Source organism: Rhodoferax sp. U2-2l, from assembly GCF_020594515.1.
Classification (GTDB): Bacteria; Pseudomonadota; Gammaproteobacteria; order Burkholderiales; family Burkholderiaceae_C; genus Rhodoferax.
The window spans coordinates 116000-139087 of the sequence record NZ_JAJCTH010000007.1 but is presented as its reverse complement, the minus strand read 5'-3'; the positions used below and the strand labels follow the sequence as shown (position 1 = coordinate 139087).

Here is a 23088-nt window from a genome sequence, read left to right as displayed (position 1 = left end):
AGACAATGGCACGCACATCCGCACCCGTTTTGCAGCCTCAAAGGAGTTTTGTATGCCCATCGTCGTGTTCAACCAAAAAGGGGGCGTTGGCAAGTCCACCATCACCTGCAACCTGGCCGCCATCAGCGCCAGCCAGGGGCTGCGCACCCTGGTGATCGACCTGGACCCGCAAGGCAACTCCACCAGTTACCTGCTGGGCGGCCCGGTGGCCGAGGGCCAGCCCACCGTGGCAGACTTTTTTGAAAACACGCTGAGCTACAGTTTCAAGAGCACACCTCCCACGCATTTTGTGGTGGAGTCGCCGTTTGAGAACCTGGATGTGATGCCATCGAGCCCGGCGCTCACCGAGCTGGTGGTCAAGCTCGAATCACGCCAGAAAATCTACAAGCTGCGCGAGGCGCTGCAGCAACTGGCCACCACCTATGACCGCATCTACATCGACACCGCGCCCGCACTCAACTTCTACACCCGCGCCGCGCTGATCGGCGCCAGCGGCTGCCTGATTCCGTTTGACTGCGACAGCTTCTCGCGCCAGGCGCTCTACACCCTGCTCGACAACGTGCAGGAAATCCGCGCCGATCACAACCCTGAGCTGCAGGTGGACGGCATCGTGGTCAACCAGTTTCAGCCGCGCGCCAACCTGCCCCAGCGCATGGTCGCCGAGCTGATTGACGAAGGCCTGCCGGTGCTGCAGCCGTATTTGCCAGCGTCGGTGCGCATCCGCGAGTCGCATGAGCGGTGTTTGCCCATGGTTTACCTCGACCCCAGCCACAAGATCACGCTGGCGCTCATTGCGCTGCACAACGGCTTGCGAGGGTAGCGGGGACGATGCGCCAGAAGCGCATGTCTGGGTGATGTTGGCTGAAGTTGGCCGTCTTGGGGGGTATCCCGGTGGAGGGGGCTTTACACCCGCCGCGCCCACAGCCCCAGGCTCAGGCGTTCGATTTTGCTGAGCTCACGCTCAAAGCGGGCCGATTCCAGCAGCGAGTTTTCCAGAAGGCCAAGGCGCACAGCGCTGGCGTAGTTGGCGCGGGCCAGGTCAAAGGGCAAGCCCAGGATGAGGGCAGTGGTTTGCCCGAAGTTGGTGATCAGGGACATGGTAAGTCCTCCAAAGTGGGTGCAGGTCAAGTCGGGGGTCGCCCGGTTGCTGCGGGGAGAAAAAATGACGCCGGTGTGCGCCTCAGGCGCGGTTGGCAGGGTTCAGGTGGCCGTGGCGGCGAGTTCGTGCCGGGTGGCGGCGGCGTACAGGTCGTGCGCGTAGCGCGGGTCGGTGCGGTAAAGCTGGTCGGCATACTCGCGCAATGTGTCGGCTTCCTGGCGCGCGCTGGTCAGCGGGCCGGGGTGGGCGCGATGGGTGAGGGTGGTCCACCAGGCGGTGGCCTGCTTTTTGGTGGCGATCGCCATTTCTTGCAGGACGCCAGCGAGGCGTTGGGTGTTTGGGGTCTGACTTGAGGGCTTCAAAGTGGCTTCTGTCATGGTGTTGTTCCTTTCGAAACCAATAATGTTGCACCGCAGTATAGGGTAAACCCTAATAAACCGTGAATGACCTGACGGGCGGTGTGACAATCGGCCGCTCTGACTAAAGCGGCCGCACTGGCCGCACATGCCCTTGTGATTGTTCGTCCTCGTCCCCATTGGATCCGTTTGCTGTTTGTGCGCCGGGGCTCCCTGGTGCACCGTATTTACGGTCAGCAGCTGTTTATTTTTGCCCTGTCGTGTGTCGTGGTGATGGCGCACGGGCAGTTGTTTTTATGGAAAGTGACGCTCAATGCCAGTCCGTTTTCGTTGATGGGTGTGGCGTTCGCCATTTTTCTGGGTTTTCGCATCAACGCCAGTTACGACCGTTACTGGGAGGCTCGCAAGCAATGGGGTTGTGTGCTGGTGGAATCCCGTAACCTGACCCGTCAGGCCCTGACCCTGGTGACCGCAGGTTCGCCGGTTCGTCCCTTTGTGCTGGGTCTGATGGCGTTTTCCTGCACCATGCGCAACCAGCTTCGTGGTCAAAAAGCAACGATTGGAACCGACGACTTGCTGCCTGACGACGTGTGCAGGCAGTTGATCAGCGCCCGTTCGGCCCCGACGCTGGTGTTGCTGTGGCTTGGCCGCCAGCTGCAGGGCTGGCGCGAAGCCCGGCGGCTCGACCCGATGCTGGCACAGAAGATGGAGAGCTCACTGGACGCCCTGTCACTGGCCTTGGGCTGCTGCGAACGCATTGCCAACACGCCCTTGCCGTTCGCTTATTCGGTGGTGCTGCACCGCAGCGTTTACCTGTACTGTGCGCTGTTGCCCTTTGGGCTGGTGGACAGCATCGGGCTGATGACACCGCTGGTGGTGAGCTTTGTGTCCTACACCTTCTTCGCCCTGGAGGCCCTGAGCGACGAAATTGAGGACCCGTTCGGCCTGGCCGACAACGACCTGGCGCTGGATGCCATCGTGGCCAGCGTCCACGCCAGCCTGCTGGAAATGCTGGGCGAGGTGCCCCCGCCCGTGCCCCAGCCGGATGCAAACTTTTTGCTGACCTGACGCCGACGACCGGCCCTGGCTCAGCTCCAGGTGTCCATCAGCGCACCGCCTTGCTCGATCAGAAATTCCTTGAATGCGCGGGCCGCGGGGGAGAGTTTTTTGCTGCTCAGGTGCGTCACATACCAGTGGTTGATCTGCGGCAGGCCTTGCACATCCAGCAGCGCGATGTGGCCGCTGGCCAGTTCGTGGCGAATCGTGCGCATCGACAGAAAGCTCAGCCCCATGCCGGCCATCACTGCCTGTTTGATGGTTTCGTTGCTGGGCAGGCCCATCACCACTTTCAGCTCGGTGTGGTGTTCTTCAAACAGGCGTTGCATGGCCGCGCGGGTGCCCGAGCCGTCTTCACGCACCACAAAGCGATGCTCGGCCAGCACCTCGAAGGGCAGATTTTTGCGCCGAGCCAGCGGGTGGTCGGGCGGCGCCACCATCACCAGCGGGTTGGTGGCGAAGGCGGTGGCCTCGCAGTCCAGGTGGCTGGGCGCGCGGCCCATCACCACCAGATCGGCCTCAAAACGGGTCATCAGGCCCAGCACGTTGTCGCGGTTGTCGATGTTGAGGTGCACATCGATGCCCGGAAACAGCCTGGAAAAGCGCACCAGCAGCATCGGGATGAAGTATTTGGAGGTGCTGACCACGGCCAGATCGATGCGGCCTTTTTTCAGGCCGACATGCTCGGCCATCAGTGCTTCCAGGTCCTTGAACTGGCCCATGGCGTTGGTGGCGTAGGTCAAGAACGCTTCACCAGCGGCGGTGAGCCGGATGTTGCGCCCCATCGGCTCCACCAGCGCCAGGCCAAAAGCGTCCTCCAGCTGGCGCAGTTGCATCGACACCGCGGGCTGGGTCACAAACAGCCGTTCGGCTGCTTTGGACACCGAGCGCTGGCGCGCCACTTCCATGAACGTCTGGATCTGTTTGAAGGTGTAAGGGCGCATCTGCTTATCCCTGTATTTCATCAGGCTGCACTGATGATTTTTCAATAAAACGTGATTAGAGTTTATGAGTTGGCGCGATTAAAGTAAACCTATGTCGCACATTTGTCGGTATCCCCGCGTTAACTAAAGGACACTTTTCCATGGCCTCTGGTGCTTTGCAAGCCTTGATTTTTGATGTGGATGGCACGCTGGCCGAGACCGAAAGTGCCCATCTGGAGGCTTTCAACCGCGCTTTTGCCGAGCAGGGCATGGACTGGGTCTGGACCGACGAGATGTACCTGCATCTGCTGGATGTGTCGGGCGGCAAGGAGCGCATCCTGCGCTACTGGCAGCAGCTGGACCCGGCGCTGGATGCGCAGGCGGTGCAAGGGCAGATTGACCAGATCCACGCGTGCAAGACCACCATCTATGAAAACCTGGTCAACAGCGGCCGGGTGAGCTTGCGCCCTGGCGTGCTGGCGCTGATCCACGAGGCGCGCCAAGCGGGGCTGAAGCTGGCCATTGCCACCACCACCACGCCGGTCAACATTGCCGCTTTGTTGCGTGGTCCGCTGGGCGAACACTGGCGCGAGCACTTTGCCGCCATTGGTGATGCAGCCACCGCACCGCTCAAAAAGCCGCACCCGCAGGTGTATCTGCAGGTGCTGGCCGAGCTGGATTTGCCCGCTTGCCAGTGCCTGGTGATCGAGGACTCCAGCAACGGGCTGCGCGCTGCCACGGCGGCGGGTCTGGCAACGCTGATCACCACCAACCGTTACACGCTGCACCACGACTTCGGTGATGCGCTACGCGTTGTGCCCGACTTGCGCCAGGTCACATTGGCACAACTGCGCGACTGGCAGAATTCTTGGCGAGCCTGAGCGCACCTCGGCCACCCCCTTTTTTAAACTTCTGAAAGACCCCCCATGAGCTCCAACCCCGTTCTGCGTTTGGCCCCAAGCATTTTGTCGGCCGACTTTTCCCGCTTGGGTGAGGAGGTGCGTGCCATCGAAGCCGCCGGTTGTGACCTGGTGCATTTTGATGTGATGGACAACCATTACGTGCCCAACCTGACCATTGGCCCGCTGGTGTGCGAAGCCATCCGGCCGCATGTCAGCATCCCGATCGACGTGCACCTGATGGTGGAACCGGTGGACGCGATCATCCCGCTGTTTGCCAAGGCCGGTGCCAACATCATCACGTTTCATCCTGAAGCCTCCAAACACGTGGACCGCAGTCTCGCCATGATCCGCGAGCTGGGCTGCAAGGCCGGGCTGGTGCTCAACCCGGCGACCCCGCTGAGCGTGCTGGACCACGTCATGGACAAGCTCGACATGATTTTGCTGATGAGTGTCAACCCCGGTTTTGGCGGGCAAAAGTTCATCCCCAGCACGTTGGACAAGCTGCGTGCGGTGCGCGCCCGGATCGACGCGCATGTGGCCGCGGGTGGCCAGCCCATCTGGCTGGAAGTGGATGGCGGCGTCAAGACCGACAACATCGCCGAGATTGTGGCTGCAGGGGCCGACACCTGCGTGGCGGGCAGCGCCGTGTTTGGCGCGCCCGATGCCGACGGCGGCTACAAGACCATCATGCAGGCGCTGCGCACGGCAGCCCAGGCGGCATAAGCCTCAGGCACGACAAAATTTAATTAATCGGGAGTTTCGCCATGCCCATGACCCTTCGTTCCAACCGTTCGACCTTGACGCAGTTCCTGATTGAAGAGCGCCGTCGTTTTCCCAGCGCCAGCGGTGATTTCAATTCGCTGATTCTGGATGTGTCGCTGGCCTGCAAAGGCATCGCCAAGGCGGTGGCCTATGGCGAACTGGCCGGTGTCATGGGCAACCACGCGGCAGATGCCGGGGGCTCGGTCAATGTGCAGGGCGAGACGCAGAAAAAGCTGGACGTGTTGTCCAACGATGTTTTCATGCAGCGCACCGAATGGTCGGGCAGCCTGGCGGGCATGGCCTCGGAGGAGATGGATGCCCCCTACCAGATCCCCAAGCACTACCCGCGTGGCAACTACCTGATCGTGTTTGACCCGCTGGACGGCTCCAGCAACATCGATGTGAACGTGTCGGTGGGCAGCATTTTCAGCATCCTGCGGGCGCCGCAGGACGTGATCGACTCGGGCCGCGACGTGGTGGATGCCGATTTCTTCCAGCCCGGCGTCAAGCAGGTGGCAGCGGGTTATGCGCTGTATGGCCCCACCACCATGCTGGTGCTGACGGTGGGTGACGGTGTCAACGGCTTCACGCTGGACCCGAACCTGGGCGAATTCATGCTGACCCACCCCAAGCTGCGTATTCCGGAGGACACCCAGGAATTTGCCATCAATGCCTCCAACGCGCGTTTCTGGGAAGCGCCGGTCAAGCGTTATGTGGACGAATGCCTGGCCGGCAAGACAGGCCCGCGAGGCAAAGACTTCAACATGCGCTGGATCGCCTCGATGGTGGCCGAGGCGCACCGCATCCTGATGCGTGGCGGTGTCTTCATGTACCCGCGCGACACCAAAGACCTGAGCAAACCCGGGCGTCTGCGCCTGCTGTACGAGGCCAACCCGGTGGGCATGATCATGGAGCAGGCCGGTGGCCGCGCCTCCACTGGCGAGGTCCCGATGCTGCAGGTGATGCCCACCAGCCTGCATCAGCGCATCGGGTGTGTGTTTGGTTCCAAAAACGAGGTGGAGCGCATCGAGCGTTACCACCGCCAACCCGTGACCTCCGAGCTGACCAACCCGCTGTTTGCCGAACGCAGCCTGTTTCGCGATTGACCGTGAGGTTGGCTGTCATCCCGGACGGGATCCGGGATCCACGGAGGGCGGGCCTGGCCCGCCCTGACCGTCCCCAACAAGCGTCCCCCACACACATCAGGCAGCAGCCAGAGACTGCTTGATCCGGTTTTCATCATCCTCAGGAGACACGCACCATGTCCATTCGTCACCCCATCATCGCCATCACGGGCTCCAGCGGCGCCGGCACCACCTCGGTCACCCGCACGTTTGACAACATCTTTCGGCGCGAGAGCATCAATGCCGCCGTGATCGAAGGCGACAGCTTTCACCGCTATGACCGCAAGGAGATGAAGCTCAAGGCGGCCGAGGCCGAAGCCGCTGGCAACCAGCACTTCAGCCACTTTGGCCCTGCCAACAACCTGTTTCACGAGCTGGCCGAGCTGTTTCGCGCCTACGGCGAAACCGGCACCGGCAAGCGCCGCAAATACCTGCATGATCTGGAGGAGGCCGCGCCCTACCAACAAGAACCGGGCACCTTCACCGCCTGGGAAGATGTTCCGGCCGGCACCGATTTGCTGTTTTATGAAGGCCTGCACGGCGCCGTGGTCACGCCTGAGGTCAACATCGCCCAGCATCCGGACTTGCTCATTGGTGTGGTGCCGGTGATCAACCTGGAGTGGATTCAAAAGCTCTACCGCGACAAAAAGCAGCGTGGCTACAGCACCGAGGCGGTGACCGACACCATTTTGCGGCGCATGCCCGACTACGTGCACTACATCTGCCCGCAGTTTGAGCACACCCATGTCAACTTCCAGCGGGTGCCGATGGTCGACACCAGCAACCCGTTCATCGCACGCGACATCCCCAGCCCTGACGAGAGCATGGTGGTGATCCGTTTTGCCAACCCCAAAGGCATCGACTTCCCCTACCTGCGCAGCATGATCGACGGCAGCTTCATGAGCCGCGCCAACACCATCGTGGTGCCCGGCGGCAAGATGGAACTGGCGATGCAGCTCATCTTCACGCCCTTTGTCTGGCGCATGATGGAGCGCAAGAAAAAAGCCGCCTGACCCCCTACCCGCGCACCTGCGAGCGACGGCATAACTTACTGGAAACTGATGATGTGCTGTGTGCCGCTCCCAACTGACTAAGATAGAGGCCCAGGACCCGACCCAAACGCGTAGCCTTGCTTTGTTTTTACCTCTCATCACCTACTGATCACGAACCATGACCACACCCACCCCTGAATTTGCCAAACAAATGGCCAATGCCATCCGCATGCTGGCCGTTGACGCCGTTGAAAAGGCCAAGTCCGGCCACCCCGGCGCGCCCATGGGCATGGCCGACATTGCCGAAGTGCTGTGGAACCGCCACCTCAAGCACAACCCCGCCAACCCGCATTGGGCAGATCGTGACCGTTTTGTCTTGAGCAACGGCCACGGCTCGATGCTGATTTATGCCTTGCTGCACCTCACCGGCTACGACCTGCCGATGAGCGAGCTGCAAAACTTCCGCCAGCTGCACAGCAAAACCGCCGGCCACCCCGAAGTCGGCGTGACCCCGGGGGTGGAGACCACCACCGGCCCGCTCGGCCAGGGTGTCTCCAACGCGGTGGGTATGGCGCTGGCCGAGAAGCTTCTGGCCGCCGAGTTCAACAAGGACCAACACGCCATCGTCGACCACTTCACCTATGTGTTCCTGGGTGACGGCTGCATGATGGAAGGCATCAGCCATGAAGCCTGCGCGCTGGCGGGCACACTGCGCCTGTCCAAGCTGGTGGCGTTTTACGACGACAACGGCATCTCGATCGACGGCCACGTCGAAGGCTGGTTCACCGACGACACCCCCAAACGCTTCGATGCGTATGGCTGGAACGTGATTGCCGGTGTGGACGGCCACAACCCGGCTGCGGTGGACGCCGCCGTCCAAGCCGCCAAGGCCCAGGCCGTGTTGGCCGATGGCAAACCGACCTTGATCTGCTGCAAGACCGTGATTGGCCTGGGTTCCCCCAACAAGGCCGGTACCCACGATGTGCACGGTGCCGCTCTGGGCGCCGCCGAAGTGGCCGCCACCCGCGAAGCGCTGGGCTGGCCGTATGCGCCGTTTGAAATCCCCGCCGACATTGCGACCGCCTGGAACGCGGTGGCGCGTGGTGTTGCCGCTGAACATGCCTGGGACGCCAAGTTTGCCGCCTACAGCGCTGCTTTCCCGGTCGAGGCCGCCGAGTTCAAACGCCGTATGGCCGGTGATTTGCCCGCCGACTTTGCCGACAAGCTGCCCGGTTTGTTGCAGGCCATTGCCGCCAACCCGACCTCGATCGCCACCCGCAAATCCAGCCAAAACGCGCTCGACGCGATTGCACCGCTGTTGCCCGAGTTTTTTGGCGGCAGCGCCGACCTGACCGGCTCCAACCTGACCAACTTCAAGGGCTGCATCCGCGCCGGTCGTGACAAATGGGGCAACCACCTGAGCTACGGTGTGCGTGAGTTCGGCATGGCCGGCATCATGAACGGCATCTGCCTGCACGGTGGTTACATTCCTTACGGTGGCACTTTCCTGACCTTCAGCGACTACAGCCGCAACGCCATCCGCATGGCCGCGTTGATGAAGATCCGTGTCATCCATGTGTTCACCCACGACAGCATTGGCCTGGGTGAAGACGGCCCGACGCACCAAAGCATCGAACACATCCCCAGCATGCGCATCATCCCGGGGCTGGACGTGTGGCGCCCGGCCGACGGCCTGGAAACCGCCGTGGCCTGGGCCAGTGCGGTGGAGCGCAAGGACGGCCCCAGCGCCTTGTGCCTGTCGCGCCAGAACCTGCCGCGCCTGACCGATGTCAGCATGGTGGAGAACATCCGCAAGGGTGGCTACATCCTGTCAGACATGGAAGGCGCCCAGGCGGTGATCGTCTCCACCGGCTCCGAGCTCGAGATCGCCATGAAGGCGCAGGCTGAGCTGGCGGCCCTGGGCATTGCCACCCGCGTGGTGTCCATGCCTTGCACCAATGTGTTTGACCGCCAGACCAACGCCTACCAAGAGATGGTGATTCCGTTCAACATGCCGTCGCTGGCGATTGAAGCGGCGCACCCGGACTTTTGGCGCAAGTATGTGGGCCGCCATGGCGTGGTGATCGGCATGCCCAGCTTTGGCGAGTCGGCCCCGGCGCCCAAGCTGTACCAGCACTTTGGCATCACCGTGGAGCGTGTGGTGACCAACATCCGCACCATCGTGCACCGCGCTGCCAGCAAACGCGCCGAACCGCTGCCCGACACGGTTGTGCCCTCCATCAACTGAAGGTGACTATGTCCAGTTTTGATCTGGTCATGTTTGACCTGGATGGCACCTTGGTGGAGACGGCGCCCGAGATTCTGGATGCCGTCAACGACGCCCTTGGGCGTTTTGGCTTGCCGGAGGTGTCGCAACAGCAGGTGGACGACTGGATTGGCCACGGCACGCTGGCGCTGCTGGTCAAGGCGCTGGCACAGATCACCGGGTTTGCGCCCGAGGTGGTGAGCAATAGCGCGCTGCTGGCCCAGATCGTGCCGGTGTACAACATGGCGTACAACGCGCGCTGCGGCACCCGCAGCCACCTGTACCCGCAGGTGCGCGAAACCTTGACGGTGTTGCGTCAACAAGGCGCCCGGCTGGCGGTGGTGACCAACAAGGAAGGCCGTTACACCCAGGTGGTGCTGGCGGCGCACCAGCTCGGCGACCTGTTTGACGCCGTCATCAGTGGGGACACCTTGGTCACCAAAAAGCCTGATCCGGCCGGGGTGAGCCACTGTCTGGCGCAGTTTGGGGTGACGCCTGAGCGCGCCCTGTTTGTCGGCGACTCCAGCATTGATGTGGCCACCGCGCGTGCCGCGGGGGTGCCGGTGTGGATGCTGCCCTATGGCTACAACATGGGTGAGCCGGTTGAGGCCTGCGCGCCGGATCGCATCATCCCGGACATCTCCGTCTTGTTGGTTTGAGTGCTATCACGGTAGCGATTTCCCGGGATGGCGCGCTGGTGAGCCATCAAGAGGGCAAGCCACGGCCATCAGGGCCTGGCTTGGTACGACAATCGGCGGGATAACGCGACGCCATTGAACAATGAGGTCGTGTCGTCGCATTTAACCAAGGAGCTAGAGAATGAAAGTTGTACGTTTTGCCGATGTGATTGCCAATGGTGCCGCCAAGGGCAAGCGGGTGTTCATCCGGGCCGATTTGAATGTGCCGCAAGACGATGCCGGCAACATCACCGAAGACACCCGCATCCGCGCCAGCGTGCCGTGTATCCAGATGGCGCTTGACGCTGGTGCCGCTGTGATGGTCACCAGCCACCTGGGCCGCCCGACCGAAGGTGAGTTCAAACCCGAAGATTCCCTCGCACCTGTGGCCAAGCGCCTGGGTGAACTGATGGGCCGCGAGATTCCCGTGGTCGCCAACTGGGTCGACGGCGTGGACGTGGCACCCGGCCAACTGGTGATGCTGGAAAACTGCCGCGTCAACAAGGGTGAGAAGAAAAACAACGAAGAGCTGGCCAAAAAAATGGCCGCCCTGTGCGACGTGTTTGTGCACGACGCCTTTGGTACCGCGCACCGCGCCGAGGGCACCACTTACGGCATCGCCCAGTTTGCGCCCATCGCTTGCGCGGGTCCCTTGTTGGCGGCTGAAATTGATGCCATCAACAAAGCCTTGGCCAACCCCAAGCGCCCGCTGGTGGCGATTGTGGCGGGCTCCAAGGTCTCGACCAAGCTCAGCATCCTGCAAGCTTTGGCCAAGAATGTGGACAACCTGATTGTGGGTGGCGGCATTGCCAACACCTTCATGCTGGCCGCTGGTCTGAAAATCGGCAAGAGCCTGGCCGAACCCAGCCTGGTGGGTGAAGCCACCGCCGTGATCGAAGCCATGAAGGCGCGCGGCGCCGACGTGCCGATCCCCACCGACGTGGTCTGCGCCAAAACCTTTGCGGCCGACGCACCCGCCACCGTCAAGGCCGCCACCGACGTGGAAGACGACGACATGATCCTGGACATTGGCCCGGTCACCGCCGCCAAACTGGCCGCGCAACTCAAGGCCGCCGGCACCATCGTCTGGAACGGCCCGGTGGGTGTGTTCGAGTTCCCCGCGTTTGAAGGCGGTACCAAAACCATCGCCATGGCGATTGCCGAGTCCGACGCGTTCAGTATTGCCGGTGGTGGCGACACCCTGGCAGCCATTGCCAAATACGGCATTGAAAAAGACGTGGGCTACATCTCGACCGGCGGCGGCGCGTTCCTGGAAGTGCTGGAAGGCAAAACCTTGCCGGCCTTTGAGATCCTGCAAAAACGCGCCGAAGCGTAAGGCGCAAGCCCTGCGGGGCTGACCGGGGCGGCGCGGCTTGCCGCCATCTGGTCGCATCGTGTCAGGGGTGTGATGTGATGGCGCTGGCCCAGTTCAGCATGGCCCGCACACACACGGCGGTCGGGCAGGCCATCAACCTGCCGGTCTTGACGACCCCGGGCAGCGCGGTGCGCGTCTTGCGACAGCGTTTGGGGTGGTGATCGGCGGCACGGCACGCCCGCACCCGGCTGATGCGTCAACACCTCACACGCAGCTCAATCGGCATTGACAGCCGGGTTCACCAACCAGCCTTGAAGGGGGCATCGACCCATGACAACCATCGAAACGCCAGAGCACCCAGCCGTTCAAGGTCCGGACCAACGTTTTCAAGCCAGCTACCGCGAAGCCTGGGGCGTGTGGATGCGTTTGCTGCAGGAGGATTACCTGAAGGCTGCTTTCACGCGGCGCGATGATGCCGAGTCGTATGCCAACAAACACCTCAGTGGCGGGCAGCGTGGTGACGTGCGCCGCATGTGGGTTCTGATCAACGAAACGCTGGGCGAGGCCTATGCGCTGGGGGATGGTGCCAGCCCGGTGCTCCAGGCCGTTGATCTGGATTTCAACCGCAGGAGCAAGCTGTCGATGCTGCGCCAGGCGGCACTTGAGAAGTTAACCAACGAAGAACTGCTGGCACTGGGCTTGAGCCGGGGGTGACGCTGATTGGAATTTGGTGTTGGAATGTGGTCCCGCCAGCAGGAATCGAACCTGCATCTAGCACTTAGGAGGCACTCGTTCTATCCATTGAACTATGGCGAGGGACGGGGGATTGTAAAGGCCGTCTCAGGGGCTACGGCAGGCGTCGGTCAGTCATAACGCATGGTGAAAATCAGGTCCACCGCGCTTTGTTCGCCGGTTTGCACCCGCAGCGTGAGCCGTTTGGTGATGTCGTAGAAGATGGAAAACATCCCCATGGCGCTGGTCAGGCTGCTCTCGTAGGCCACATAAAAGTCCTGCGACAGGCGTTTGCCCAGCGTGACCGAGGTGCCACTGGCCGTGTTGCCATCGCTGCCGTCACCGCCCGCGCTGAAACTCAGTTCATCGAGCCCGAGCGCGCTGCTCAGGCTGTCCGACAGGCTATTGCCATTGCCCCCGAGCAGCGCCAGGGCTGCCTGCTGGATCAGCGCGGCTTCGGCGCCGCCCCCGCTGCCGGAGTGGCCCAGCACCAACCAGGAGAGGATTTCCACGTCCGGCAGGCTGGGCTCGGCATACAGTGACACCACCGGTGACAAGGCGGTGCCACTGATCTGCACCCCCACGCGTTGGGTGAGTTTTGGGCGAATCGCCAGAATGGCCAGCGCCGGGTTGTCGATGGGGCCGTAAAAACGGATCAGACCACGCTGGATCTGCAGCCGCTGCCCGTACGCCTGGTAGGTGCCGTTGACTGCCCGGATGGAGCCGGTCAGCTCAGGCGCTGCGCCGTCCTCGGCCGTCAACGCCAGCTTGCCCGCCAGCCGCGCCTGCAAGCCACGCCCGCGCAACTGGAAGTCTGGCCCTAGATCCAGATTGACCGCCACATCGGTGCGGATGCGCGCCTCCGTCCTGGCGCCTGCCGGTGCCACGGTGGCGGTTTTGCCCGGCGTGGCCGTGGCTGGCGTGCGCACCCGCACATCGTCGTCCAGGGTGGGGGTGCTGTCGTCGGGCAGGGTGATCAGGGCCTGGTCGGCCACCAGACTGCCACGCAGGGTCAAGCGGGCGTCGGTGAGATCGGCCTGCAACTGGCCGGACGCGGTCAGGCGACGGTCCGGGCGGGCGCTCAGGCGCAGGGCGCTGAGCTTGGCTTGCAGCGCCATTTGCACCTGTTGCGCCGGGCTGCTCTGGCCCGCCTTGGCCAGCCAGACCACCGATCCGGTGATGCTGAGCTGCCCGCCCGCGTTGGCGTCTTGTGGTGTGCCCGCGCCGCGCAGGGTGAAGTTCTGGATGTCCAACTGCTGCCCGTGCAGCCGGGCGTCGAGCGTGCCCTGGCTGAAGTCGATGCCGTCCACCACCGAGCGCACCGCCAGGTCGCGCGCGCGCAGCGTGCCCGCCCACTCGGGTTGTGCCCGGGTGCCCATCAGGTCGATGTGGCTGTCCACCGTGCCGCGCAGGCGCCAGCCCGGCGGGGCCAGCGCCGACCAGGCGTCCACCGGGGGCAATTGCAGCTGCAGGCTGCCGCCCAGCGGGGCGCTGTCGGGCCAGGCCCAGCCGTTGTTGTCATGCCGCAGCCGGGTGCTGAAGGCAGCCAGCGCTTTGCCCGCGCGCTGGCTGTCCCAGCGCAGTGTGCCTGCCACCTGTTCACCGTCCAGGTTGACCTGCAGCCAGGCTTCCTGCATGCCCGCGGGCACGGCGGTGGCGCGCCCGGCATCGGCCTGAAGCCGCACATCCCCCGCGCTGCGCTCGAGTGTGGCGCGCACGTGCAACATGTCGGTGGACGCGGCGTCCCAGCTGCCTGCCAGCAACAGGTTGCTGCCGATGCCCAGATCGGCCAGGGACTTGTCGGTGAAGCTGTCCAGCCAGGCCAGCGGCACACCGTCGATGCGCCCCTGGCTGCGCCATTGGGCGGGCTTGCCAGGGCCCGCCGCGGGTGACCATTGCGCTGCTTGCCAGCTGATGTCTGCGCTGCCGGGCAGCGGCCCGCGCAGGCGTGCGGTGCCCGCCGATACGGCCAGCGTGCTGGTGTTGCTTTGCCAGCGCAGCGTCACCGGCGGGGTCAGGGGGCCGGGCGCCCCGCCATCGGGGGCGCCAATCTGCAGCTGCCACGGGTTGGCGTGGCCTGGCTGGCGCAGCGCCAGTTGCACCTGCCGCAGGCTGGCCTGCCAGTGGCCGTCTTGGCCCCGGCCAGCGCTGGCCTGGGTTTGCCATTCGGCCTGTTGTGTGCCTTGGGTCCATTGCCCGTGGCTGCTGATGGCCAGCTGGTTGATGCGTCCGGCCAGATTGAGCTGGACGTTTTGCAGGCGGGTCGTGACCGGGGGCGGTGTTGTGGTCGTGGTCCAGTTCAATTGCGGCACCTGCAGCTTGGCGTCGACGCGCATAGCTTGGCCGTTTTGCTGCCAGCCGCCTTGCCATTGCGCGGCCAGCGTTGCCGTGCCACTGGTGGGCAGGTTGGCCAGCTGGCTGCCCAGACCCGGCCAGCGTTGGAGCCACTGGCTGGCCTGGGCGGCATCTTGCAGTTGCACACTGAGTGTGCCCAGCCCGTCAGCCGGGGCGGCATGGCCATTGACCTGTGCCTGTAACCCCGGCAACTGCAGGCTCAGCTGGCCTTGGGTCGCCAGGCTGGCGGTGTTGAGTTTGAGTTGACCTTGTAATTGGGCCTGGTCAACGTCCAGGCTGACGGTGCTCAGGCTGAGCTGCGGCGCTGACCACACACCCTGCGCCAGCAGACGGTTGAAGTGCAGACCGCCCAGCAGGTCGTCCTTTTGGCTGGCGGGTTTGGCGGTGCGTTGTCTGCCGGACTGCAGGGCGATGTCAAAACTGAACGCGGTCGCCAGGCCCGGGCTGGCAGCCTGACCCGTGCTGGGCGCTGTGTCGCTGGCCGGGGTCTGGCGCGCACTCAGGGTGCCGCTGATGGCATCGCTGGCCAGGCGGGTGTCGATGGCGGCCGGGTTGATGCCTTGCACCTGAGCCTCACCCTGCCACAGTCCGGCGGCGTCAGTGCTGGTGCCGGTGCCGATTTGGCCACGACCCTCGACCCGGCCACCGGCCGCCTGCGCCTGCAGGCGCTGCAGCAGCCAATGGCCATCGGTGTAGGTCAGCCCGGCCCGCAGCTGCTGCAGCGGCAGGCGCTGCTGGTCCCAGGGGCCGCTGAGGCTGTTGTCCAATTGGATCTCGGCCTGCCAGCCGGGGCCTTGTGGGCTGACACTGGCCCGGCCGGTGAGCCCGGTCTGGGGTGCCTGCGGCCAGAGGCTGGCCAGGTTCAGCGCCTGCCAGTTGCCATCGGCGCGGATGATTTTTTGCGCCTGCCAGGGGGCGATGTGGGCTGACAGGCTCGCCTGCATGGCGGCGGGAGGGGTTGGGCTGCCAGCGGTGGGCGGTACGTTAGCTGGCGCTTGCGGTGTCAGGTCGGCCTGCACCACCAGCTCGGCCTGCGGCCCGGCCAGCGCGCCGGTGATGCGGGCCAGGGCGTCCAGGCGCAGTGGCACGGTGTTGCCGGGCACGGGCGCGTCCACCACGCCACCCGCCTGCAGCTGGAGTGCCATCGGGCCACTGGCTTCCAATTCACCCGAGAAGCGGTAGGTGTTGGACGAAAACACGCCTTGGCCGCTCTCAAGCTTGTGCGATTTGCCATCAAACATGTAGTGGACGCTCAGCTTGTCCAGCCGCTGGGTGCTGACACCGACCCATTCCAGCGTGTCCACCCGCACTGCAGCATCCACCCGAAAAGGCAAGCCCAGATCGGTCGGCGGCTGGCTGGCGGTGGCGGGTGTGGGCTCGCGCTGGTCGTGGATCACCAGTTGCCCCACGTTCAGCTGGCTCAACTGCAGCTCGCGCCGCAGCAGCGCAGCGGGCGCCCACGCGGCGGTGACCTCATGCGCTTCGACACTCAGTCCGCCGCTTTGCCAGCGCAGCCAGCCAATACGCCCGCCCTGTCGCAGCGAGCCACTGACCTCCCGTGTTTCGAGTGTCTGACCGGCGGGCAGCACACGCTGCGCCTGCTGCAAGGCCACGGCCAGCGAGCTGTCGTTGCCCGACCAGACCCACAACCCGGCCAGCAGCCCCAGCAGGGCCGCCAACCCCATCAGGCTGCGGCGCAGCAGCGGCTTCAAAACACAAACCCCACGTTCAGGTGCAAGCGCAGTTTTTTGACCTGCACACCATAGGCCAAGTCAATCTGCAGCGGCCCCACCGGGGTTTTCCAGCGTGCACCGGCACCCACCCCGACCTGCGTGTTCAGGTCAGCTGCCTGGTTGGCGACCGAGCCCGCGTCGACAAAAACCACACCTTCCCAGTCGGTCAGACGACCGTTGGAGGTGATGGGGCGCTGCCACTCCAGGCTGCCGGTGGCCAGATAGCGTCCGGCGGTGATCTGACCGTCCGGCAGTTCAATCCCGATGCTGCGCAGGCGGTAGCCGCGCACGCTGTTGGCGCCACCGGCCAGAAACAGCTGGGTGGCAGGCAGGCTGACGCCGTCGCGCACCACCGCCGCACCCGCCTGGGCGCGCAGCGCCAGGCGCCCGGCGCGCCGGTCTGAGGCGGCGTCATCGCCGTGGGCGCCCAGGGGCCAGAACGCCTGCCAGCGGGTCAGCACCCGGCCAAACGGCGCACGATCATGGCCCAGCGTGGTGCCGCCACCCAGCTCCACCCCCACCGCCCAGCCGCTGGACGGGAACGGCAGGGCATCAAATTCGCGCAGCGTGAAGGCGTAGTTGACGCTGACCGACTCGGCCACCTGGGCGGTCAGGGCGTCCGAGGTGGCGGTGTCGGCGCGGTCATATTGCACGTAGTAGCTGCGGTCAATGCGTTCACTGAGCCGGGTGGCCCCGAACTGCAGGCGGTGGCTGCCAATGTCAAATGATCCGCTGCGTTCGTTTTGCAACAGCGCCGAGGTGTTCCAGCGCCAGCCGCGGTCATCGGGCGGGGCGGTCAGCTCCACCCCAATGGTTTGCGTTTCGCGGTCAACGGCGATCTTGCTCAGGGCCTGCCAGCCCAGCCCGGGCACCAGGTTGTGGTGGTGTTCCACACTCAGGCGGGCGCCGCTGTCGGTGCTGGCACCCACGCCCAGCGTGACCTTTTGCAGCCGGGCCTCGCGCACGGTCACCATCACTTGTGCGGCTTCGGGGTTGGAGTTGGTATCCACCTGCATGAAGGCCGAGTTGAAATACCCGCTGCTTGACAGGCGCTGCTGTGCTGCCACCAGTTCGGTCAGGTCATAGTCGTCGCCCGCTGGCAGCCGGGCCAGGCGGCGCACCAGGTCAGCGTCATAACGCTGCAAGCCGGTGGTGACCAGCGGCCCCAGTTTGTAGGCCGGGCCGGAGTCCAGCGTCACGCTCAGGTGCGCGGTGTGGGTGATCGGGTCCACATCGGCCAGGGTGTCGACCAGGGTGCCGGTGGGATAACGCTGGCTGGTGAGCTGGCGCAGCGCCTGCTGTTTGGCAGCCGACCAGGCCGACTGCGTCATCCGGTTGCCTGCGGGCAGCAGCCAGGTGTCTTCGATCAGGGCGCGCTGGGCGGCGGCCTGCGGGTCGGTGGCGATGGGGCCGCTAAAACGCAGCTGCACCTGGCTGACCTGCACCGGCTCGCCCGCCACCACGCTGATGTGCACGGCGCGCCCGGGCGTTGGGTCAGCACGGTCCCGGGTGATCTCGATCACCGGTGAAAAATAGCCCAGCGTGGCCAGCAGCTTCTGCGCGTCCAGCCGGGCCATGTCGAGCAGGCGATCCAGCTCGTCGTCGCTCAGGTCGGTGAGGGCGCGGTAGCGTTGAATCTCCAAGTGCCGCTCCAGCAGGGTCTTGATCTCGTCGGTGGCGGAGACAGTGAGTAAAAAAGCGGGCGTGCCGGACGCGGTGCTGTTGGGCTCGGCGTCGGGGTCGGTCGGCGGTTCTGGTGCGTCTGGCTCGGTGGTCTCGACGGTGTTGTCCACCGCCTGTGTTTCAGGGTTGGGCGGGCTCGGGGTGTCATCCACCAGCGGCACCGCCTGCGCGGCTGCTAGCAGCGGCAACAGCAGACAGGCTGCGGCGGACCAGATCGCCTTCATTTGCTCAGCAGGCGCATCGCGTCTTCCAGGCCCTTGAGCGTCATCGGGAACATGCGCTGGCTCATGAGCTGCTGAACGATGGCGATGCTTTGGCGGTACTGCCAGACACCTTGCGGCTCGGGGTTGATCCAGGCGAACTGCGGGTAGGCGTGGGTCAGCCGGCCCAGCCATTCGGCACCGGCCTCTTCGTTGCCGTATTCGACGCTGCCACCGGGTTGCAGGATTTCGTAGGGGCTCATGGTGGCGTCACCGATGAAGATCAATTTGTAATCCTTGTTGTACTTGCGCACGATGTCCCAGGTCGGGAACTTCTCGGCAAAACGGCGGCGGTTGTTCTTCCAGACAAAGTCGTAGACGCAGTTGTGGAAGTAGTAAAACTCCAGGTGTTTGAACTCGGTCTTGGCCGCAGAAAACAGCTCCTCCACCCGCGCGATGTGTTCGTCCATGGTGCCACCCACGTCCATCAGCAACAGCACCTTGACGTTGTTGTGGCGCTCCGGGCGCATCTTGATGTCGAGGTAACCCGCGTTGGCGGCGGTGGAACGAATGGTGTCGTCCAGATCCAGCTCTTCCACATGGCCTTCACGCGCGAACTTGCGCAGGCGACGTAACGCGACCTTGATATTGCGGGTGCCAAGCTCTTGGGTGTCGTCATAGTCGCGGTAAGCGCGTTGCTCCCAGACCTTGACCGCACTTTTGTTCTGGCCCGGCCCGCTCATACGGATGCCCTTGGGGTTGTAACCGCCATGGCCAAACGGGCTGGTGCCGCCAGTGCCGATCCACTTGCTGCCACCTTCGTGGCGTTCTTTTTGTTCTTCCAGGCGCTTTTTAAGCGTCTCCATCAGCTCGTCCCAGCCCATCGCTTCGATGGCGGCTTTTTGCTCAGGCGTCAGGTGGATGTCCAGTGTTTTTTTGAGCCAATCGAGCGGGATGTCTTTAGTGATGTCGGTGATTAACTCGACACCGTGAAAGTAGGCGGCAAACGCCTTGTCGAACTTGTCGTAATGTTTTTCGTCCTTGACCAGGGTGGCGCGGCTCAAGAAGTAGAAGTCCTCGATCTTGTAGCCGCTGGGTGCGCAGTCCCCGTCGTCTGACTGTGGCGTTTTCGGCCCGACCACCCCGAGCTTGAGCGCCTCCAGCAGGGTCAGGAATTCCTTGACCGAGACCGGCAACTTGGCGGCGCGCAGGGTGTAGAAGAAGTCGATCAGCATGGTGTGGCTTGGGTAGACGCCAAGTGCTTCTCCGCCCACTTGCGGCCGAAAGACAAAGGGTCTAGATCTCGTTCGGCAATAGTTCTCAAATGGTTTGCTGGCATGTGTTTCAGAATGCCATAGCTTGCGACCAAATCGCGCATCTTTTGACCCTCCTCGTCATAGAGGAGATTCATTGCAAGCAGATTGACCTCATCACGGCTAAGCTGAGCACGGAATAATTTGACAAAACGGAAATGGTCGTTTTTCAGAATCGGCTTTGCTTCCCTCAGTAGGGTGAATACAGTACGAAAGTAGTGATCTAGCAAAGGAGATTGTCTATCCCAACTTTTTATGATGGTTTCTTCTGCTGGCATCGGGTCTGAATTTTCGTTGTTAGCGACAAACAGAGTAGAGAGCGATCTGATTGGTGAAGCCCATGATGAAGTGAGCAACTTAAATGCAGATTTTCCGGTACGAGTTACAGGAGACGTCGTGGGTTTCTCAGAACCAAATACGGCAGACAAAGCGCTTGTAGTGCGCTCTTCAAAACTAATTGTTTCAAGTGTGACTTGATATAGATTTAAAAAGTCAAAAAATCGCTGTTCCTTGCGCTGCTGCTCGGCAGTTGCAGCCTGTTCCTCCACCGCCAGACGTGAGTTTTCAAGCTCTTTTCGGGTCAGTTCCAACTCGTCCTTTTGAAGCCGCCACACACTGATGGCAACGAAAAGAGTCAGTGCTGACACCAAAGGATTCAGCATCCCTCCAAAAAAGTCTCCCAACTGGCCAAGCTCTCCTGCGTTGGCATGGGGGTGAATGTTCCAACCACCCCAATAGGCCCAAGCAAGTAAGGCCGTACCCGATACGGCAATGGCCAGCAGCCACCAAGGAGAAAACAGCTTTTTCACAGCCAATCCTCCACCTTCAACCCCTTAACCCGCTTGAACTCACGCGTGTTGCGTGTCACCAGAACCAGACCGTGGGCTGTCGCCTGGGCGGCGAGCCACAGGTCATTGGGGCCAATGGGTGTGCCCTTGGCCCGCAAGTCGGCACGGATGGCGCCATAGCTGATGCTCACCTCGGCATCCAGCGGCAAGACACCGAAAAAGTCCATCAGCCGCTGAGCGCGTTTTTCGCGCAGAGCCGATACCGGCGCGTGTGCCACCCCATAAAAGTACTCACCCGTGGTGATCACCGACAACACGGCTTCACCTTTGGCCAGGGTTTGCATACGCACATTCAGCGCCTCGTCCTGGCCCTTGACCATCAGCGAGAACACATCGGTATCGAGCAGATAACTTGGTGTCATGGTGCGCTGGGCTTGCGCGCGGTGGTGCTGGAGCGACGCGGTAGCGGGTCAGAAGGTGGCTCATCCAGCGCCAACAGGTCGTCCAGATGACCCATGGCCTGATCCAGCGCAAGGCCTTCAGCGGCACTCAGGGGCGCGAGGTCGGCTAGCGCTTCGGCGGCGGTTGTTGGCAGAGGGCGCAGCACGATGGCATTGCCCTCCCGGAATATTTCCACGCGCTTGGTGTGGAACTGGAATTCTTTGGGAATACGAATAGCCTGGCTGTTGCCGGACTGGAACACCGTTGTTTCCACAAGGCTGCGTTTTGGCATGGCTTTGTTGGGTAAACGAGCGTTCATGGGCACCTCCTTGTGTATATGGTGAGTGTATATACGCTGAGTTGCCGTGTCCAGATCAGGCCCGCGGTTTGTCCAGAAAATACAGCAGTTGCGCCTTGACTTCCGGCCATTCCCCGCTGCGCAGGCTGTACATCACGGTGTCGCGGATGCTGCCGTCGCGGCGTAGCGCGTGGCCACGGATCACGCCGTCTTTTTTGGCGCCCAGGCGCTCGATGGCAGATTGACTGGCAAAGTTGAAGTTGTCGGTGCGCCAGCCCACCACATGGCAGCCCAGCACCTCAAACGCATGGGTCAGCAACAGCAGCTTGGCGGTGGTGTTGACGTGGGTGCGCTGCACACTTTTGGCGTACCAGGTGTAGCCAATCTCCAAGCGTTTCACGGCAGGCAGGATGTCGTGGTAGCTGCTTGTGCCCAGCACCTTGCCGGTGGCTGCCTCAAGCACGGCAAACGCAAAGCGGTTACCGGCCTCACGCATGGCCAGGGCATCGTTGATGTATTGGCGGGTGTTTTCGGGTTCGGGTACCGAGGTGACGCGGATGTTCCAGAGTTCACCATCGGCAGCGGCGGCACGCAGGCCATCTTCGTGGTCCAGACTCAAAGGCAGCAGGGTGATGCCGCAGGCGCTCAGGGAAACGGGTTCAACAAATGCCATTCAATCACTCCAAAAACATCAACGGTTGCGCTGCTGCATGAACACCAGCTTCTCAAACAGCGTCACATCCTGCTCGTTTTTGAGCAAGGCCCCGACCAGCGGCGGCACGGCCACCTTGTCACCTTCGGTGTGCAGCACCGAGGCGGGAATGTCTTGCGCCATCAGCAATTTGAGCCAGTCCAGCAGTTCGCTGGTGGACGGCTTCTTCTTCAGGCCCGGTAGGTTGCGGATGTCAAAAAACGTCTTCATCGCGGCCTGCAGCAGCTCGGCTTTGAGGCCCGGAAAGTGCACGTCCACAATCTGCTTCATGGTCGCCGCATCGGGGAACTTGATGTAGTGGAAGAAGCAGCGGCGCAAAAACGCGTCGGGCAGTTCCTTCTCGTTGTTGGAGGTGATGAACACCAGCGGGCGGTGTTTGGCGCGGATCAGCTCACGCGTTTCGTAGCAGTAGAACTCCATGCGGTCGATTTCGCGTAACAAGTCGTTCGGGAATTCGATGTCGGCCTTGTCGATCTCGTCAATCAGCAGCGCCACAGGCTGGTCGGCGGTGAAGGCCTGCCACAACACACCTTTGACGATGTAGTTGTGGATGTTTTTGACCCGTTCACCACCGTCTATGTCCGACAGCTGCGAGTCACGCAGGCGGCTCACCGCGTCGTACTCGTACAGGCCTTGCTGCGCCTTGGTGGTGCTTTTGATGTGCCACTGCAGCAGCGGCAGGTTCAACGCGCTCGCCACTTCCTCGGCCAGCATGGTTTTGCCGGTGCCGGGTTCGCCCTTGACCAGCAACGGGCGCTGCAGGGTGATGGAGGCGTTCACCGACAACATCAGGTCAGTCGTGGCGACGTAGTTTGGGGTGCCTTGGAATTTCATGGTGGTCAGTCGGGTGAGTAGGGGTCGAAACAAGCGCGGCGCAGCCAGCTTGTCATGGTAAAGCAGTGTGCTCAGTCCTGTGTGGCCCGCCGTTGTACGTTGGCGATGTAGGCGTTGCCATCGGGTGGGCGCCCGGCGCGCTGGCTTTCCCACAGCATCTGGCCCAGGCATTCCATCACCTCGTGGTGCGCGTCGTGCAGGGAGTCGCGCCTGTGGGTGAGCAGCTCCACTGCCTGGCGGATGCCACGTGGCTGGTCAATGCTGCATTGCTCGGTGATTGACAGGTGCATCGACAGGTGCAAAAACGGGTTGCTTTTGCCGTCCTCTGGCACCGCCATGCTGGCCAATGCGGCGGCCTCGTCGGCCAGCTCGGCGTGGTATTCGGGGTGCTCGTCGATCCACAACGACGCGATGGTTTCAATCGCCTCCATGGTTTGCCCGGTCTGGGCTTTGGCATAAACAGTGCAAAAAAAGCGGCGAACGTCGGCTTGGGAGGGGCTGAACATAAGGTGTTTAAAAATCAGTGA

22 protein-coding genes and 1 tRNA gene are annotated in these 23088 nt (G+C 62.8%); 10 read left to right on the top strand and 13 right to left on the bottom strand.

All coding sequences use genetic code 11. The features are described from left to right. Nucleotides 1-52: 52 nt before the first annotated feature. Entirely contained in the window at nucleotides 53-820 is a 768-nt protein-coding gene (locus LHU53_RS08600) for a ParA family protein (protein ID WP_227332228.1), read from the top strand. A gap of 83 nt (nucleotides 821-903) precedes the next feature. Here LHU53_RS08600 and LHU53_RS08595 read toward each other — a convergent pair whose 3' ends face one another. Next, nucleotides 904-1098 carry a hypothetical protein gene (locus tag LHU53_RS08595; RefSeq protein WP_227332227.1) on the bottom strand — a complete coding sequence of 65 codons (195 nt, stop codon included), beginning with the start codon at nucleotides 1096-1098 and terminating at the stop codon, nucleotides 904-906. 102 nt (nucleotides 1099-1200) lie between these two features. Then, nucleotides 1201-1476 carry a hypothetical protein gene (locus LHU53_RS08590; protein ID WP_227332226.1) on the bottom strand — a complete coding sequence of 92 codons (276 nt, stop codon included), beginning with the start codon at nucleotides 1474-1476 and terminating at the stop codon, nucleotides 1201-1203. Nucleotides 1477-1611: 135 nt separating this feature from the next. Here LHU53_RS08590 and LHU53_RS08585 point away from each other — a divergent pair, with 135 nt between their 5' ends. Further along, nucleotides 1612-2523, top strand: a complete 912-nt coding sequence (locus tag LHU53_RS08585; RefSeq protein WP_227332225.1) for a bestrophin family ion channel — start codon at nucleotides 1612-1614, stop codon at nucleotides 2521-2523. Nucleotides 2524-2543: 20 nt separating this feature from the next. Here LHU53_RS08585 and LHU53_RS08580 read toward each other — a convergent pair whose 3' ends face one another. Then, on the bottom strand, nucleotides 2544-3455 hold the full coding sequence (locus tag LHU53_RS08580; protein WP_227332224.1) for a LysR family transcriptional regulator: 912 nt from the start codon (nucleotides 3453-3455) through the stop codon (nucleotides 2544-2546). 140 nt (nucleotides 3456-3595) lie between these two features. On the opposite strand from LHU53_RS08580, the gene LHU53_RS08575 reads away from it, so the two are divergent. From LHU53_RS08575 to LHU53_RS08540, 8 genes are all read left to right on the top strand, one after another. Beyond that, entirely contained in the window at nucleotides 3596-4315 is a 720-nt protein-coding gene (locus tag LHU53_RS08575) for an HAD-IA family hydrolase (RefSeq protein ID WP_227332223.1), read from the top strand. Between the two features lie 45 nt (nucleotides 4316-4360). Further along, the gene (gene rpe / locus LHU53_RS08570) at nucleotides 4361-5059 is read left to right on the top strand and encodes a ribulose-phosphate 3-epimerase (protein ID WP_227332222.1); all 699 of its coding nucleotides are present in this window, start codon (nucleotides 4361-4363) and stop codon (nucleotides 5057-5059) included. Between the two features lie 47 nt (nucleotides 5060-5106). Then, nucleotides 5107-6204, top strand: coding sequence for a class 1 fructose-bisphosphatase (locus LHU53_RS08565; RefSeq protein ID WP_370632260.1), 1098 nt, complete (start codon nucleotides 5107-5109; stop codon nucleotides 6202-6204). A gap of 155 nt (nucleotides 6205-6359) precedes the next feature. Then, nucleotides 6360-7235, top strand: a complete 876-nt coding sequence (locus LHU53_RS08560) for a phosphoribulokinase (protein WP_227332220.1) — start codon at nucleotides 6360-6362, stop codon at nucleotides 7233-7235. A gap of 157 nt (nucleotides 7236-7392) precedes the next feature. After that, nucleotides 7393-9462, top strand: a complete 2070-nt coding sequence (gene tkt, locus LHU53_RS08555; RefSeq protein WP_227332219.1) for a transketolase — start codon at nucleotides 7393-7395, stop codon at nucleotides 9460-9462. Nucleotides 9463-9470: 8 nt separating this feature from the next. Next, entirely contained in the window at nucleotides 9471-10139 is a 669-nt protein-coding gene (locus tag LHU53_RS08550; RefSeq protein WP_227332218.1) for an HAD-IA family hydrolase, read from the top strand. A gap of 160 nt (nucleotides 10140-10299) precedes the next feature. Next, entirely contained in the window at nucleotides 10300-11493 is a 1194-nt protein-coding gene (locus tag LHU53_RS08545) for a phosphoglycerate kinase (RefSeq protein WP_227332217.1), read from the top strand. A 309-nt stretch (nucleotides 11494-11802) separates the two neighbouring features. After that, nucleotides 11803-12186 carry a hypothetical protein gene (locus tag LHU53_RS08540; RefSeq protein ID WP_227332216.1) on the top strand — a complete coding sequence of 128 codons (384 nt, stop codon included), beginning with the start codon at nucleotides 11803-11805 and terminating at the stop codon, nucleotides 12184-12186. Between the two features lie 27 nt (nucleotides 12187-12213). Here the strand turns inward: LHU53_RS08540 and LHU53_RS08535 are convergent. The 10 genes from LHU53_RS08535 to LHU53_RS08490 form a co-directional block, all read right to left on the bottom strand. Next, nucleotides 12214-12288 (bottom strand) — tRNA-Arg (locus tag LHU53_RS08535). Nucleotides 12289-12335: 47 nt separating this feature from the next. Then, nucleotides 12336-16271 (bottom strand): translocation/assembly module TamB domain-containing protein, encoded by a 3936-nt coding sequence (locus LHU53_RS08530; RefSeq protein ID WP_227332215.1) that lies wholly within the window; start codon nucleotides 16269-16271, stop codon nucleotides 12336-12338. Continuing rightward, complete coding sequence (locus tag LHU53_RS08525; RefSeq protein WP_227332214.1) at nucleotides 16268-18199, bottom strand: autotransporter assembly complex family protein; 1932 nt, start codon at nucleotides 18197-18199, stop codon at nucleotides 16268-16270. Before LHU53_RS08525 ends, LHU53_RS08530 begins: the two co-directional genes overlap by 4 nt. Beyond that, nucleotides 18196-19410 (bottom strand): VWA domain-containing protein, encoded by a 1215-nt coding sequence (locus LHU53_RS08520; protein ID WP_227332213.1) that lies wholly within the window; start codon nucleotides 19408-19410, stop codon nucleotides 18196-18198. The genes LHU53_RS08525 and LHU53_RS08520 overlap by 4 nt, the downstream gene beginning before the upstream one ends. Further along, nucleotides 19404-20297, bottom strand: coding sequence for a putative phage abortive infection protein (locus LHU53_RS08515; RefSeq protein WP_227332212.1), 894 nt, complete (start codon nucleotides 20295-20297; stop codon nucleotides 19404-19406). Before LHU53_RS08515 ends, LHU53_RS08520 begins: the two co-directional genes overlap by 7 nt. After that, nucleotides 20294-20698, bottom strand: coding sequence for a type II toxin-antitoxin system VapC family toxin (locus LHU53_RS08510; protein WP_227332211.1), 405 nt, complete (start codon nucleotides 20696-20698; stop codon nucleotides 20294-20296). The genes LHU53_RS08515 and LHU53_RS08510 overlap by 4 nt, the downstream gene beginning before the upstream one ends. Next, nucleotides 20695-21036 carry an antitoxin gene (locus LHU53_RS08505; protein WP_227332210.1) on the bottom strand — a complete coding sequence of 114 codons (342 nt, stop codon included), beginning with the start codon at nucleotides 21034-21036 and terminating at the stop codon, nucleotides 20695-20697. The genes LHU53_RS08510 and LHU53_RS08505 overlap by 4 nt, the downstream gene beginning before the upstream one ends. 55 nt (nucleotides 21037-21091) lie before the next feature. Next, complete coding sequence (locus LHU53_RS08500; protein WP_227332209.1) at nucleotides 21092-21688, bottom strand: GNAT family N-acetyltransferase; 597 nt, start codon at nucleotides 21686-21688, stop codon at nucleotides 21092-21094. An 18-nt stretch (nucleotides 21689-21706) separates the two neighbouring features. After that, nucleotides 21707-22561: a MoxR family ATPase gene (locus LHU53_RS08495; protein ID WP_227332208.1), complete on the bottom strand. Its 855-nt coding sequence runs from the start codon at nucleotides 22559-22561 to the stop codon at nucleotides 21707-21709. Between the two features lie 71 nt (nucleotides 22562-22632). Beyond that, the gene (locus tag LHU53_RS08490) at nucleotides 22633-23067 is read right to left on the bottom strand and encodes a DUF1841 family protein (protein ID WP_227332207.1); all 435 of its coding nucleotides are present in this window, start codon (nucleotides 23065-23067) and stop codon (nucleotides 22633-22635) included. Nucleotides 23068-23088 lie beyond the last annotated feature (21 nt).